This window comes from Aurantibacter sp., assembly GCF_042094015.1.
GTDB lineage: Bacteria > Bacteroidota > Bacteroidia > Flavobacteriales > Flavobacteriaceae > Aurantibacter.
This window is the reverse complement of sequence record NZ_JBELDZ010000063.1, coordinates 1-13,878: the sequence shown is the minus strand read 5'-3', so window position 1 is coordinate 13,878 and position 13,878 is coordinate 1. Positions and strand designations below refer to the sequence as shown.

At 30.1% G+C, this 13,878-nt stretch carries 15 protein-coding genes and 1 pseudogene; 9 read left to right on the top strand and 7 right to left on the bottom strand.

Annotation, left to right across the window (positions count from 1 at the left end; genetic code table 11):
* Nucleotides 1-87 precede the first annotated feature (87 nt).
* From secG to groL, 3 genes are all read left to right on the top strand, one after another.
* Complete coding sequence (gene secG, locus ACFDSN_RS09380; protein ID WP_375239591.1) at nucleotides 88-444, top strand: preprotein translocase subunit SecG; 357 nt, start codon at nucleotides 88-90, stop codon at nucleotides 442-444.
* 180 nt (nucleotides 445-624) lie between these two features.
* Nucleotides 625-903 carry a co-chaperone GroES gene (gene groES / locus ACFDSN_RS09375; RefSeq protein WP_375239590.1) on the top strand — a complete coding sequence of 93 codons (279 nt, stop codon included), beginning with the start codon at nucleotides 625-627 and terminating at the stop codon, nucleotides 901-903.
* A gap of 145 nt (nucleotides 904-1,048) precedes the next feature.
* Entirely contained in the window at nucleotides 1,049-2,686 is a 1,638-nt protein-coding gene (groL, locus tag ACFDSN_RS09370; protein WP_375239589.1) for a chaperonin GroEL, read from the top strand.
* Between the two features lie 77 nt (nucleotides 2,687-2,763).
* Here groL and ACFDSN_RS09365 read toward each other — a convergent pair whose 3' ends face one another.
* From ACFDSN_RS09365 to xrtF, 7 genes are all read right to left on the bottom strand, one after another.
* Nucleotides 2,764-3,366 carry a hypothetical protein gene (locus ACFDSN_RS09365; protein WP_375239588.1) on the bottom strand — a complete coding sequence of 201 codons (603 nt, stop codon included), beginning with the start codon at nucleotides 3,364-3,366 and terminating at the stop codon, nucleotides 2,764-2,766.
* A gap of 35 nt (nucleotides 3,367-3,401) precedes the next feature.
* Complete coding sequence (locus tag ACFDSN_RS09360; RefSeq protein WP_375239587.1) at nucleotides 3,402-3,752, bottom strand: heavy-metal-associated domain-containing protein; 351 nt, start codon at nucleotides 3,750-3,752, stop codon at nucleotides 3,402-3,404.
* Nucleotides 3,753-3,867: 115 nt separating this feature from the next.
* A complete protein-coding gene (locus tag ACFDSN_RS09355) occupies nucleotides 3,868-6,102 on the bottom strand; it encodes a TonB-dependent receptor domain-containing protein (protein ID WP_375239586.1) in 2,235 nt (744 codons plus the stop codon).
* A 1-nt stretch (nucleotide 6,103) separates the two neighbouring features.
* Nucleotides 6,104-6,814 carry a heavy-metal-associated domain-containing protein gene (locus tag ACFDSN_RS09350; protein ID WP_375239585.1) on the bottom strand — a complete coding sequence of 237 codons (711 nt, stop codon included), beginning with the start codon at nucleotides 6,812-6,814 and terminating at the stop codon, nucleotides 6,104-6,106.
* Between the two features lie 56 nt (nucleotides 6,815-6,870).
* Nucleotides 6,871-7,290: a hypothetical protein gene (locus ACFDSN_RS09345; protein WP_375239584.1), complete on the bottom strand. Its 420-nt coding sequence runs from the start codon at nucleotides 7,288-7,290 to the stop codon at nucleotides 6,871-6,873.
* 57 nt (nucleotides 7,291-7,347) lie between these two features.
* Nucleotides 7,348-7,776, bottom strand: a complete 429-nt coding sequence (locus tag ACFDSN_RS09340) for an exosortase F system-associated protein (RefSeq protein WP_375239583.1) — start codon at nucleotides 7,774-7,776, stop codon at nucleotides 7,348-7,350.
* Nucleotides 7,769-8,317, bottom strand: a complete 549-nt coding sequence (gene xrtF, locus ACFDSN_RS09335; RefSeq protein WP_375239582.1) for an exosortase family protein XrtF — start codon at nucleotides 8,315-8,317, stop codon at nucleotides 7,769-7,771. Before xrtF ends, ACFDSN_RS09340 begins: the two co-directional genes overlap by 8 nt.
* 63 nt (nucleotides 8,318-8,380) lie before the next feature.
* On the opposite strand from xrtF, the gene ACFDSN_RS09330 reads away from it, so the two are divergent.
* The 6 genes and pseudogenes from ACFDSN_RS09330 to ACFDSN_RS09305 form a co-directional block, all read left to right on the top strand.
* A complete protein-coding gene (locus ACFDSN_RS09330) occupies nucleotides 8,381-8,833 on the top strand; it encodes a GAF domain-containing protein (protein WP_375239581.1) in 453 nt (150 codons plus the stop codon).
* A gap of 152 nt (nucleotides 8,834-8,985) precedes the next feature.
* Nucleotides 8,986-10,518, top strand: coding sequence for a bifunctional phosphoribosylaminoimidazolecarboxamide formyltransferase/IMP cyclohydrolase (gene purH, locus ACFDSN_RS09325; protein ID WP_375239580.1), 1,533 nt, complete (start codon nucleotides 8,986-8,988; stop codon nucleotides 10,516-10,518).
* A 203-nt stretch (nucleotides 10,519-10,721) separates the two neighbouring features.
* Entirely contained in the window at nucleotides 10,722-11,750 is a 1,029-nt protein-coding gene (locus ACFDSN_RS09320) for a rod shape-determining protein (protein ID WP_375239579.1), read from the top strand.
* Between the two features lie 12 nt (nucleotides 11,751-11,762).
* The gene (gene mreC / locus ACFDSN_RS09315) at nucleotides 11,763-12,584 is read left to right on the top strand and encodes a rod shape-determining protein MreC (protein WP_375239578.1); all 822 of its coding nucleotides are present in this window, start codon (nucleotides 11,763-11,765) and stop codon (nucleotides 12,582-12,584) included.
* Nucleotides 12,577-13,083: a rod shape-determining protein MreD gene (locus ACFDSN_RS09310; RefSeq protein WP_375239577.1), complete on the top strand. Its 507-nt coding sequence runs from the start codon at nucleotides 12,577-12,579 to the stop codon at nucleotides 13,081-13,083. The genes mreC and ACFDSN_RS09310 overlap by 8 nt, the downstream gene beginning before the upstream one ends.
* Nucleotides 13,080-13,878, top strand: a pseudogene (locus ACFDSN_RS09305) (penicillin-binding protein 2); the annotation flags it as partial. The gene ACFDSN_RS09310 and the pseudogene ACFDSN_RS09305, both read left to right, overlap by 4 nt.

Sequence of the window (13,878 nt, the reverse complement as noted above, 5' to 3'; positions counted from 1 at the left end):
TTTTAAGTTTGAAATATCCAGAAAAAAGTGGTTTCTTTGCAGACCAAATTAAAGCAGTAAAACAAATACAAAATAATACAAAATAATATGTTTGCAATATTTCTAGTCTTAATCGTAGTCGTAGCATTTTTATTAACAGTAGTTATAATGGTACAAAACCCTAAAGGTGGAGGATTATCTTCTTCTTTTGGTGGTGGCGGAACACAACAATTAGGTGGTGTTAAAAAAACAACAGATTTTTTAGATAAAAGTACTTGGACTTTAGCAACAGTGTTATTGGCATTAATCTTATTTTCTAACGTTGCAATTAACAAAGGAACAACGGTAACAGAATCTAAAGCATTAACAGAAGACGCTATTAATAATTTACCAACAACTACTCCTGCAGAAGATACAGCAACTCCAATTGCAACTCCTGCTAAAGATGATGAAGCTGCAAAGTAAATTATATTCATAATAAATTATAAAATGCCAACTATAATAGTTGGCATTTTTTGTATCTACTAATTATTAAAATGACATAAAATGAAAGTTTGTCAGTCCCAATGTCGTGGCACATTTTTAGCTTAACTAATTAATAGATAATTAACCTATTTGTTTAATAACAAATTAAAACATAACACAATGAGTAAAATAAACATTACACCTCTTGCAGACAGAGTTTTAGTAGATCCATTACCTGCCGAAACAAAAACAGCTTCAGGATTATTTATTCCAGATAGCGCTCAAGAGAAACAACTAAAAGGAACTGTAGTTGCAGCAGGAAAAGGTAAAAAAGACGAGCCTTTAACTGTAAAAGTTGGAGATACTGTTTTATACGGTCAATACGCTGGTTCTGAATTAAAATTAGATGGAAACAAGTACTTAATGATGCGTGAAGACGACATTATGGCGATTATTTAAATGACCCTTAACTATTAGCTTTTAGCTTTTAGCTACTGGTACTTAACATAATAAAATATCACAATTTTCGCTCAAGCGAAAATATTAACAACTAATTTTTAGCCAAAAGCTAACCGCTAAATGCTAAAAGTAAAACATAAATAAAATGGCAAAAGATATAAAATTTGATATTGAAGCTCGCGACGGATTAAAGCGTGGTGTAGACGCATTAGCAAATGCTGTAAAAGTAACTTTAGGACCAAAAGGTCGTAATGTAATTATTAGTAAAAGTTTTGGTGCACCTCACGTAACTAAAGATGGTGTAACTGTAGCTAAAGAAATAGAATTAGAGAATCCATTAGAAAATATGGGAGCTCAAATGGTTAAAGAAGTAGCTTCAAAAACCAACGATTTAGCTGGAGACGGAACAACAACCGCTACAGTTTTAGCGCAATCTATTGTGAAAGAAGGTTTACGTAACGTTGCTGCTGGAGCAAATCCTATGGATTTAAAGCGTGGTATTGACAAAGCTGTTACAGCAATTGTAACAGATTTAGGAAAACAAACCCAAGAAGTTGGTAGTTCTTCAGAAAAAATAAAACAAGTAGCATCTATATCCGCTAACAATGACGAAGTGATTGGTGATTTAATTGCTAACGCTTTTGGTAAAGTTGGAAAAGAAGGTGTTATTACTGTTGAAGAAGCTAAAGGAACAGATACTTATGTAGATGTTGTTGAAGGTATGCAATTTGACAGAGGTTACTTATCGCCTTACTTTGTTACCGATAGTGAAAAAATGATTACAGATTTAGAGAATCCTTATATTTTATTATACGATAAAAAAGTATCCACAATGAAGGACTTATTACCAGTTTTAGAGCCAGTTGCTCAAACAGGGAAGCCTTTATTAATTATTGCAGAAGATGTTGATGGCGAAGCATTAGCTACTTTAGTAGTAAACAAATTACGTGGTTCTTTAAAAATTGCAGCAGTTAAAGCTCCTGGTTTTGGAGATAGACGTAAAGCAATGCTAGAAGATATTGCTATATTAACTGGTGGAACTGTAATTTCTGAAGAAAGAGGATTTACTTTAGAAAATGCTACTATTGAAATGCTTGGAACCGCAGAACGTGTTACTATAGATAAAGACAACACAACACTTGTAAATGGTGCTGGTGATGCTGACTTGATTAAAAATAGAGTAAATCAAATTAAATCTCAAATCGAAACTACAACTAGTGATTACGACAAAGAGAAACTTCAAGAACGTTTAGCTAAATTAGCTGGTGGAGTTGCTGTTCTTTATGTTGGAGCTGCTTCTGAAGTTGAAATGAAAGAGAAAAAAGATCGTGTAGACGATGCTTTACACGCTACTCGTGCAGCTGTAGAAGAAGGTATTGTTGCTGGTGGAGGAGTTGCTTTAGTTCGTGCTAAAAAAGTATTAGAAAAATTAGCTACAGAAAATTTAGACGAAACTACAGGTGTACAAATTATTGCTCGTGCAATTGAATCGCCTTTAAGAACTATTGTTGAAAATGCTGGTGGAGAAGGTAGCGTTGTGGTAAACAAGGTAATGGAAGGTAAAAAAGACTTTGGTTACGATGCTAAAACGGAGCAATATGTAGATATGCTTAAAGCTGGAATTATTGACCCTAAGAAAGTAACTAGAATTGCATTAGAAAATGCGGCTTCTGTTGCTGGAATGATTTTAACTACAGAATGTGCATTAGTAGATATTAAAGAAGATGCACCTGCTGGAGGAGGAATGCCACCTATGGGTGGAGGAATGCCAGGAATGATGTAATCTTAAATTCATTATTAAAATAAAAAACGCCAAACTTAATAGTTTGGCGTTTTTTATTTTAATAATGAATTGTTTTATTATAAAACGTTAAGAGTTTTCCAAAATAATTCAATCATCTCTTTCCCTCCATCATCAAATTCATCTACTGTAATCATTGTAGCAATCAAAACACCTTCATCTTTCTTAGAACAGGTAGAAACTTCATAATATTCATATTCCCCTTTATATTCTAAAACAGCTTTTAACACATTTACTTCTTGACCTGATTCTAATTTCCTCTTATAATCTTCTCGAACTAATTTATAACCATAGCTGACACTTTCTTTAGTTAACTCAGAAAGCATCATCTCTTTTATCATAGAAGGATCGAAATCATCATATTTTTGGAGTATAACTCCAGTTCCTCCTGCAGTCATCATAATATATTGATTAATACCTCTGTCGATTTTCGTATTTGCAATTGAGTTCTTACTTAAGTGCTTAAAAGAAATAAAGTCTTTCTTAAAAATTAATGTGTCATTTATTGCTACTTTAATTTTAATATTTTGTCCATTAACTAAAAAATCTTGTTCTTCATTAATGGATAAATCATAAACCTTACCATCAATTGAAATAGTATAATCACTTTGAGCAAAAGATATATTTACAAAAAGGAATAAAAAAAAGAATAAAAATCGCATATGTTTTATATTAAAATTAAAAAACAAACATACAATTATTTATGTTCATCAATAACTTCTTCATCTCTATATTTACAACACGGATGAACTTTTGCATAAGCTTCATCTGTTGCTTTTAGTTCTTTAGTATCGTGTCCAGCTGCAGTAATATTTTTAACTATCGCTTTTACCGTGGTTTTTTCTTCATTAAAAATTAAACTTAGCTTGTGTGTTTCAACATTCCAAAGTGCACTTTTTACGCCTTTGGTTTTAATAGCTGCTTTTTCTATACGTGCTTTACACATTCCACAAACACCATCAACTTCTAAAGTTGCTTTCGCATTTTTATTTTGAGCAAATGTTACTGTAGCCATTAATATTAAGGCTAATGTTATTATTTTTTTCATTTTTTTATATTTAAGTTATTTTGATATGATTTTAATATTTAATAAGCTTGACTACTCAAACTTGATTTCTATTATAAAGCAGTTCTCTACTGCATCAAAACAGACAAACTTCTTTTTACTTTATTTTATATCTTAAGCCTGCATAATAGTTACTTCCAAAAACTGGACCATACACAAAATTAGAATCAAAATTTGAGCCAAAAGGGTTTTCTGCATCTAATATAGGATTATTTTGTCTAACGTTTGTTATATTTTCTCCTCCAACATAAACCTCAAAAGCGCTTGTAAACACTTTTGTTACTTGCATATTTAATGTAGAAACTGTTGGTGAATATTCTGGTAATTGGTATGCTAAAAGGTTTGTTTGAGTTGAATAAAAGCGCTGTTTTCCTATCCAATTAAATGTAGCATCAAACTTCCATTGTTTTGCGCTACCTTCTTCTTTATGTGTTTCGTAGGATGCATTAGCAAAAAAACGATGCTTTGGTGTTAAGGCTTTCTCTAACTGACCCGATTTATAATCGGTTTGAACATCATAATTTTTATAAGCAAATTTTAAATTAAAACGAGCAAATGGACTATAGCTGGTTTCAATTTGAAAACTTTTAGCAAAACTTTTTCCCTCTAAATTGTAGAAATTAACTTGCTGTGGATTTTCGTAATCTACAACCACTTGATTTTTAAAATCGGTAATGTAATAATCTAAAGTCACATCTCCTTTTCTTCCAAATAAATTAAAGCCTTGCAAATAAGACACACCATAATTCCAAGCAATCTCTGGATCTAATCCATAAACAGGTCCATTAGAATTCGTAATAGAAATAGCTCTTGAGCTTGAAAGCATATTTTGATTTTCGGCAAAAACATTAGCACTTCGTTTTCCTCTACCAACACTTAATCTTAAAGCTGATTTTTCCCAAGGCGAATATTTAGCGTGTAATCTTGGTGTTATAAATGTCCCTAATAAATTATTGTAATCTATTCTAATTCCTGCGGTAATATTAAGCTTATCTAAATTATTAAAAGCATATTCAAAGAAACCTCCAAAATCATACTCATTTCTTGAATAAAAATCAGTTGAAACTGTTTCCTTATAAGTATCTAACGTGTAACTTAATCCTGTTTTAATTTTATGTCTAGAATCGCTTATTATAGAATTATAAATCAAATTAGAATAGACACTTTTCTGTTCAATATTATATATATTCAAACCAAAATAAGACTCTTGTTTATGATAACTATAAGCGGTTTGAAATCCAACACTTCGCCAAGGTAATTCTGGATTTACATAACCTAATTTGGTCGCTACACTAAATCTATCTGTATCAATTTCGCTTCCCCAAAATTCTGTTCCACCTTTATGAACATCTGGATCAAAATTAAACTGTCCAGATTGTTTTTCGTCTTTTAAAAAATTCACATTAATAAAACTAACCCAACCTTTTTCTGGATTAACATATTGCCAACGGTTCATTATATTAAATTGATTGTATAGCGGCATATCTAAAAAACCATCGTTGTTTATATCGTGTTTTTTTTGTTGTGTATTTCCGTGTAAATACAGTCCTGTACTCCATTTCTCTGAAACCTTAGTGTTAAAATGTGTGTTTAACTCTATACGTTCGCTTGCTGCTGCAAACAAATTAACAAAAAACGCATTGTCTGTTGTAGGTTTTACTAATTCAGCATTAATTTGCCCCGCAATACTTTCGTAACCATTTACTACGCTTCCCGCACCTTTTGTAATTTGGATACTTTCTACCCAAGTTCCAGGAATAAAACTCATTCCGTAAGCTTGAGATGCACCACGAACTGTTGGAATATTTTCTGTTGCTATTAAAATATATGGACTAGTTAAGCCTAGCATTTTAATTTGTTTAGTTCCAGAAACTGCATCAGCGAAATTGACATCTATAGAAGGATTAGTTTCAAAACTTTCGGAAAGGTTACAACAAGCTGCTTTTAGCAATTCTTCGCTAGATACAAACAATGTGTTTTCTGCTGTTACATAAGAAACTGAAGCCGTTTTATTTCTAGCACTTATAACAACTTCATCTAATCCACTTGTTGAACTTAAGTTATGTTTTATAAACTTATTAGAAGAAACACTTAATGTATCTGTTTTAAAACCAACGTAACTTATTACTAATTTCTTATATTCTGATTTGTATTCAAGACTAAAGTTTCCATCAAAATCGGTTACGGTTCCAACTTCAGTACCTAACCAATACACATTTGCTGATGCCAATGGTTGTTTATTTGTATTAGCTTCTAAAATTTGGCCAGACAACTTGTTTTGCGCTAATATTACACTTGGTAACATTAGCAGTATTAATAGTAGCTTTTTCATATTAATTATAGATTTTAATTAACATAAAAATCGCCATAATTAGCATTATAGAATTTTCTATAAAGGTCGCTTTAGTCATTGGCAGTTTTAAAGCCGTACCTAAACAAGCACATTGAATTTTACTTTTGTTAAGTAAAGAATTAGTTACACCAACGGTTGTTATTCCTAAAACTATTAGTGTTACAATTAAAGCCAAAGTGATTTCTATTCGTGTTAAAAATAAGATTCCTAAAGCTGCTTCAATAAATGGATAAATCCAAGCGTAGAATGGTATTTTTTTTGCTAAAGGATCGTACATTTTAAAGCTTTTTGGAAATCCTTGATAATCTAAAAATTTAAAAAAGCTAAAAACGATATAAAACAATCCCATAAAATCGAACATAAATGCTTCAATCTTAAAGGTGTTAAGATTTAAAAATAGTGCTGCTACGGTAATGTATAAGAATATTAGAAAAAGAGGAAAAAGCTGTTTTAAGTCTGATTTCTCTTCTGCTTCAATTTTGAAAACTGGTGATTTTGTTATTGTGAATTTTTCTAGTAACGCTTTTTGCAATTCTTCAACAGATAGTTCTCTTGAAGCATTTATGCTTACAGAATTTAATTCTAAATCTACAAGTGCAGATTCAATTTGACTTAAAGCATTCAACTGTTTTTCAACAGATGCTTTACAGCCACCACAGGTCATACCTGATATGTTATATGTAAATGTCATAATATGTGTTTTAATTAAATTTAATTATTTGAAGTTTTTCAACTAAAAACAACAAATCAAATTAAAAACACTTGATCTATAACTTGAATATCAATTACCAAATCTGGTGTATTATAATACAGATTAGGAATTGTTATTTTTGGAAGGCTTTTATATAAATTAGAATATGCTACTAAAAAAGCAGCAACAAATTGCTTGTTAAAAGCACTTATATCTAGAGGTGATTTAATATCTAATTGATTTTGACCAGAAAAAACTTGAAATTCGTCTTTACAGCAAGATTTCTTTGTTAGTTCCGATTTATTAGATGAAGATTTTCCAATATGATCTCCACATTTTTTTACAGAAGTAAAAACAGCAACATCTACTAGATTAGATCCACAAAAATGCTTTTCAACCGTTAAAGAAAAGGTTGAAAACAACACCAAAAATGCTAGTAGAGATGTAAATGCTTTATGTAAAACTAGTTTTAACATAATACAAAAGTAAACAATTTTAAGTTTTTAATAGGTTAATTAATACTTAATTAACGCTTACCTCTGCAATCTGTTATAATAGAATGCTGGCAATAATAATAACAAAATTAGTGGTTGTATTAAAAATCGTCTCACGTTAAAAAACAAATAATAGTCTTCCTGATTTGGATTTAACACAAAATACAAAAATAACATCATAAAAACCAGATAGCCAGACATATAGATGTAACTAGAAAATTTAATAATAGTCTTGTCTTTAAAGAATTGATACAAAACAGCTATAGATATTAAAGAGTTTAAAACATAACGTAACGTTGTAGATAAGACCAGTTTAGCTACTTCACGTCTTGGAGAATCTAAGGTCAAGTAATCATTTTTAAAAAACAACAAATAAGGATCGTAAAATAATTCATCTTCATAAAAACGAACTAATATTAGCAAAAAAAACAATATTGAAATACCAATATACTTTCTATACTTATACATCTATTTTGCTTTTATTAAATCTTCTTACCCAAAACATCCAAAGTACAAAAACCATACTATATATTAAACCTGGAAAAACAACTCCATGAAGTGTTTCTTGATGTGCTGGATATTTATAAATTGCAATTGCTATAATTACTATTCTAATTAAGTTCGCTACATATATCAAAACACTACCAACCAATATATACAAAAAAGTAGTTTTTAATTTATCTGCAAAAGCTACAATAAAAGATACAAATAGAATTATTATGGAAATACCATTACAACCTTCTGCTATAAAGGCAATATCCCTACCTTGTAAGCTTAAATTTAAAACAGGATGAAAACCATCTGGTAATATAGCTGCTGTATAACCTAAAGAGTTAAGTAAGCTTACAGTTTGTCTACCTACTAAATTTGAAAAATAGTCAGGAAAAAAATGAGAGCCTTCAGATAAATCTAAATAAAACTTATAACTTATTATTAATACAAAATAAACACCTAGAAATGTGGCAATAAATTGTAGTACTGGCTTATATGCTTTTAAAAGAGAGGTCAATATTTTATTATTTTACACGTCTAAATTACAGCTTTTTTGAATAGTTTTGTAAAAAAAACAAAAATGACTTTAGAAAATTTAAAACCTCAAGTTGAAACTATTATAAATCAGACTTCTACAAGGGATGAGAAATTAAAATCCATTTGTAAACTGCTAGAATCTAATATAGATTATTACAACTGGGTTGGGTTTTATTTTAAAAACGGAAATAAAAACGAACTTAAGCTTGGACCTTATGTTGGCGAACCAACAGACCATAATATTATTCCTTTTGGAAAAGGAATTTGCGGACAAGTAGCAGAAAGTAACGCTAATTTTGTAGTTCCAGATGTAAAAGCGCAAGATAATTATATCGCTTGTAGTATAACAGTAAAGGCAGAAATAGTAGTCCCAATATTTGTAAATGGGGAAAACCTGGGTCAAATAGATATTGATTCTAATACAGTAAACCCATTCACAAAAGCAGACGAAGAATTTTTAGAATTTGTATGTGCAAGTGTAGCCACAATACTCTAAGTTTAGAATAAAATCCAACAAATAACCTAACTAAGTTTTTTTTATTATACTCAATTAGAAAAACAACATTTTAAATAATAAAAAAAAGTTGAGTAATTTTAATTAATTACAATTAGAATCCATAAATTTACACGCTTATTAATATTATGATAATGAGCGACTCAAAACAAATTAAATCTGCATTAATATCTGTTTTCTCCAAAGACGGATTAGAACCAATAGTAAGAGAATTAGATGCGCAAGGCGTAATAATTTACTCAACAGGAGGAACTGAAAAATTCATCACTGATCTTGGAATAAAAGTAGTTCCTGTAGAAGACGTAACATCTTACCCTTCGATTTTAGGTGGTCGTGTTAAAACGCTTCACCCAAAAGTATTTGGCGGAATTTTAAACAGACAAAACCACGATGGAGATATTAAAGAAATGAAAGATTTTGATATTCCACAAATAGACGTGGTTATTGTAGATCTTTATCCTTTTGAAAAAACTGTTGCTTCTGGTGCTTCTCATCAAGACATTATTGAAAAAATTGACATTGGAGGAATTTCATTAATACGTGCTGCTGCTAAGAATTTTGCAGATGTATTATGTGTTTCTTCTGTAAATGACTATAAATTATTCTTAGATTTAATTACGGATAAAAAAGGCTTATTAACAGAAGATGATCGTAAATTATTTGCAGGTAAAGCATTTAATACATCTTCACATTATGATACAGCAATCTTTAACTTCTTTAATGCCAATAACGAAAATTCTGCTTTAAAATTAAGTGAGACTAATGGCAAATCTTTGCGTTACGGAGAAAACCCACATCAAAAAGGATCTTTTTATGGAGATTTTGATGCAGTTTTCACAAAATTACATGGTAAAGAATTAAGCTACAATAATTTATTAGATGTTGATGCAGCTGTAAATTTAATTAATGAGTTTAAAGGCGATGCTCCAACATTTGCTATCTTAAAACATAATAACGCTTGTGGTTTAGCACAAAGAGAAACAATTAAACAAGCTTACACAGACGCACTAGCAGCAGATCCGGTTTCTGCTTTTGGTGGTGTTTTAATTGCTAATACTGAAATAGACTTAGCATCTGCAGAAGACATCCATACTTTATTTTGCGAAGTTGTAATCGCTCCTTCATTTTCTAAAGAAGCACAAACTTTATTACAAGGAAAGAAAAATAGAATTTTATTAGTTTTAAATGATATTGAATTTTCTAAAACATCTATTAGAACATGCTTAAATGGTTTCTTAGTTCAAGATAAAGATTTTATTACAGATGCTAAATCTGATTTAACAACCGCTACAACAACAATTCCATCAGATGCTCAAATAGATGATTTATTATTTGCTTCTAAACTTAGTAAGCACACAAAATCTAACACTATTATTTTAGCTAAAAACAAGCAATTATTAGCTTCTGGAACAGGGCAAACAAGTCGTGTAGATGCCTTAAATCAAGCCATTCATAAGGCACAAACTTTTAAATTTGATTTAAATGGTGCTGCTATGGCAAGTGATGCTTTTTTTCCTTTTCCAGATTGTGTAGAGATTGCAAAAAATGCTGGAATTAATTCTGTTATACAACCTGGTGGATCTATAAAAGATCAATTAAGTATAGATTATTGTAATCAAAATAATGTTGCAATGGTAATGACAGGTACACGCCACTTTAAACATTAAAGCCTCCTTTTTTTTAATATAATTTTACAAAAGCTTCAACATAAATGTTGAAGCTTTTTTTGTAACACCTTAATTGCTCAAAATTCATCAAAAAAAAATAATATCTTTTTTTTTGTTTCAACATCAATATAATGAGAAATTTAACTTAACTTTTCATACTTTTACAAGACTTTTTATTAACACCAATTAATTACTTAACATACATGGGATTTTTTGACTTCTTAACCGAGGAAATCGCAATAGATTTAGGAACTGCTAACACTTTAATAATTCACAATGGAAAAGTTGTGGTAGATGCACCATCTATTGTTGCAAGAGATCGAATATCTGGTAAAATTATTGCAGTTGGTCGAGAAGCAAATATGATGCAAGGTAAAACGCATGAAAACATTAAAACTATTAGACCATTAAAAGATGGTGTAATTGCAGATTTTGATGCATCTGAGCAAATGATTAGTCGTTTTATTAAAAATATACCTGCATTAAAAAAGAAATTATTTACTCCAACATTACGTATGGTAGTTTGTATACCTTCTGGAATTACTGAAGTTGAAATGAGAGCAGTAAAAGAATCTTGTGAACGTGTTAATGGAAAAGAAGTTTATTTAATTCATGAACCTATGGCTGCTGCTATTGGTATTGGTGTAGATATTATGCAACCTAAAGGAAATATGATTGTAGACATAGGTGGAGGAACTACAGAAATTGCTGTTATTGCTCTTGGAGGAATTGTCTGTGATAAATCGGTTAAAGTTGCTGGTGATGTATTTACAAATGACATCATATACTATATGCGAACCCAACACAACCTTTATGTTGGAGAAAGTACTGCCGAAAAAATTAAAATTCAAATTGGAGCAGCAACTGAAGATTTAGATTTACCACCAGAAGATATGAATGTTCAAGGTAGAGATTTATTAACAGGAAAACCTAAGCAAGTACAAATTTCTTATAGAGAAGTTGCCAAGGCTTTAGATAAATCGATTTTAAGAATTGAAGATTCTGTAATGGAAACACTATCTCAAACACCACCAGAATTAGCTGCAGATATATATAATACTGGAATTTACCTTGCAGGTGGAGGATCTATGTTACGTGGCTTAGATAAACGTTTATCTCAAAAAACTGACTTACCGGTTTATATTGCTGAAGATCCATTAAGAGCTGTTGTTAGAGGTACTGGAATTACATTAAAGGACATAGCTAAATATAAAAGCGTACTGATTAAATAAGCGCAATAACGAATGCAACAAATTTTAAATTTCTTTCTAAGAAACAAAGCAACTTTATTGTTTTTGTTGCTCTTTGGGTTGTCTTTAACATTTACCATTCAACTACACTCATTCCAGAAAAGTCAATTTATTCATTCTGCAAATTTCTTATCTGGTGGCGTTTATAACACTACTAATAACATTAGTAAATATTTTGATTTAATAGAAGAAAACAAAAAACTTCAAGAAGAGAATTCTAGTTTAAGAGCCTTAATTTTTAAGTCATCTTTTCAAACTGATAGTATTTATATTGATTCAACATCTTACAATACCAATTACAAGGTTACTCCTGCTATTCTAATAAATAACAGTTATACCAAAGCAAACAATACACTTTTAATAAATAAAGGTTTACAAGATGGAATAGAAGCAGATTTAGGTGTAATTTCATCTAAAGGAATCGTCGGAATTACAAGAGATTTAAACTCCAAATACACAACCGTAATTTCTATTTTAAACACAACAATTTCTATAAGTGCAAAATTAAAAAAAACTAATCATTATGGTTCTATTAAATGGGACACAAAAAACCCTAGGTTTGTTCAACTAACAGAAATACCAAAAAATGCACCACTAAAAAAAGGAGACACTATTCTAACTTCTGGAAACTCTTCTATTTTCCCTAAAAACATTCCTGTAGGAACAATTACAAATTTTAAATTAGATACAGCAGAAAATTTTTATATTATTAACGTTGAACTATTTAATGACATGAATAGTTTAGACCATGTTTACGTAATAAAAAATGAAGACAAAAAACTAATTAACCAATTAATAAACCCTAAGGATGAATAAGGTTATTAGTCAAAATATTATTCGTTTTATAGTTCTAGTTTTAGTTCAAGTAGGCATTCTTAATCATATTAATTTTTTAGGTGATATTAATCCCTATTTATATGTCCTATTTATTATTCTATTTCCACTTAGAAACAATAGATTAGCTTTTTTAATTATTGTTTTTTTCTTAGGACTAAGCATTGATATGTTTTCGGATACAGGAGGAATTCATGCTGGAGCATCTGTTTTTTTAGCCTACATTAGACCATTAATTACAAAATTTAGTTTTGGAACATTAAACGAATTTTATAGTGTGAAGTTTAATAATATTGATTTCGCAAAACGTTTAATCTATATTGTTATTATTGTTTTTATCCATCACCTTATGATGTTTAGTTTAGAATATTTCAGTTTTACCCATATTATAACTATATTAAAACACACGTTGTTATCTGGTTTATTTACCACAATCTTAATTCTTTTAACCACTACAATTTTTAGTAACAATTCCAAATGAGAAAATTACTTCTTGCACTTTGTATTGTTCTAGTTGGGTTTGTATTTATTGGTCGCTTGTTTTACCTTCAAGTCTATTCAAAAAACTCAGATTCAATTCTAAACGATAATGCTATTCGAAAAGTATACGAATATCCTAAACGTGGTTTTGTTTACGATAGAAATGGTAAATTATTAGTAGCCAACCAACCATCTTACGATGTTATGGTAATACCTAGAGAAGTAAAACCGTTAGATACTATAGAGTTCTGTGGCTTACTTAAAATTTCAAAAGAAGATTTCATAAAACAGTTTCATAAAGCAAAAAATTACTCACCTAGATTACCTTCTGTTTTTGTAGCTCAATTAGATAAAGAAGACTACGCTTATCTACAAGAAAAACTCCATAAGTACAAAGGCTTTTATATTCAAATTAGAGCTTTAAGACAATATGAAACTGCAATAGGCGCAAATGTTTTAGGAGACATTGGTGAAGTCGATAAACGTGATATAAAAAAAGATGCTTATTACAAGTTAGGAGATTTAATAGGTCGACAAGGTATTGAAGTATCTTATGAAAAAACCCTACGTGGAAGAAAAGGTGTTAAGTATATTCAAAAAGATAGATTTAATAGAAATATTGGAAGTTTCAAAAACGGAAAATACGATACTATTTCAATTCCCGGAAAAGATATAAACGTTACTATTGATGCCACACTTCAAGAATATGGTGAGATTTTAATGCAAAATAAACGTGGTGGAATAATTGCAATTGAACCAAGTAGCGGAGAAATTTTAGCTATGGTTGCAGCTCCAA

Coding starts and splice junctions, on each gene's coding strand:
- ACFDSN_RS09360 (WP_375239587.1), bottom strand. CDS start 3,752: ATGAAAAAAATAATAACATTAGCCTTAATATTAATGGCTACAGTAACA.
- ACFDSN_RS09340 (WP_375239583.1), bottom strand. CDS start 7,776: ATGTATAAGTATAGAAAGTATATTGGTATTTCAATATTGTTTTTTTTG.
- ACFDSN_RS09330 (WP_375239581.1), top strand. CDS start 8,381: ATGACTTTAGAAAATTTAAAACCTCAAGTTGAAACTATTATAAATCAG.
- ACFDSN_RS09355 (WP_375239586.1), bottom strand. CDS start 6,102: ATGAAAAAGCTACTATTAATACTGCTAATGTTACCAAGTGTAATATTA.
- ACFDSN_RS09365 (WP_375239588.1), bottom strand. CDS start 3,366: ATGCGATTTTTATTCTTTTTTTTATTCCTTTTTGTAAATATATCTTTT.
- ACFDSN_RS09345 (WP_375239584.1), bottom strand. CDS start 7,290: ATGTTAAAACTAGTTTTACATAAAGCATTTACATCTCTACTAGCATTT.
- groL (WP_375239589.1), top strand. CDS start 1,049: ATGGCAAAAGATATAAAATTTGATATTGAAGCTCGCGACGGATTAAAG.
- ACFDSN_RS09320 (WP_375239579.1), top strand. CDS start 10,722: ATGGGATTTTTTGACTTCTTAACCGAGGAAATCGCAATAGATTTAGGA.
- purH (WP_375239580.1), top strand. CDS start 8,986: ATGAGCGACTCAAAACAAATTAAATCTGCATTAATATCTGTTTTCTCC.
- mreC (WP_375239578.1), top strand. CDS start 11,763: ATGCAACAAATTTTAAATTTCTTTCTAAGAAACAAAGCAACTTTATTG.
- groES (WP_375239590.1), top strand. CDS start 625: ATGAGTAAAATAAACATTACACCTCTTGCAGACAGAGTTTTAGTAGAT.
- ACFDSN_RS09350 (WP_375239585.1), bottom strand. CDS start 6,814: ATGACATTTACATATAACATATCAGGTATGACCTGTGGTGGCTGTAAA.
- ACFDSN_RS09310 (WP_375239577.1), top strand. CDS start 12,577: ATGAATAAGGTTATTAGTCAAAATATTATTCGTTTTATAGTTCTAGTT.
- secG (WP_375239591.1), top strand. CDS start 88: ATGTTTGCAATATTTCTAGTCTTAATCGTAGTCGTAGCATTTTTATTA.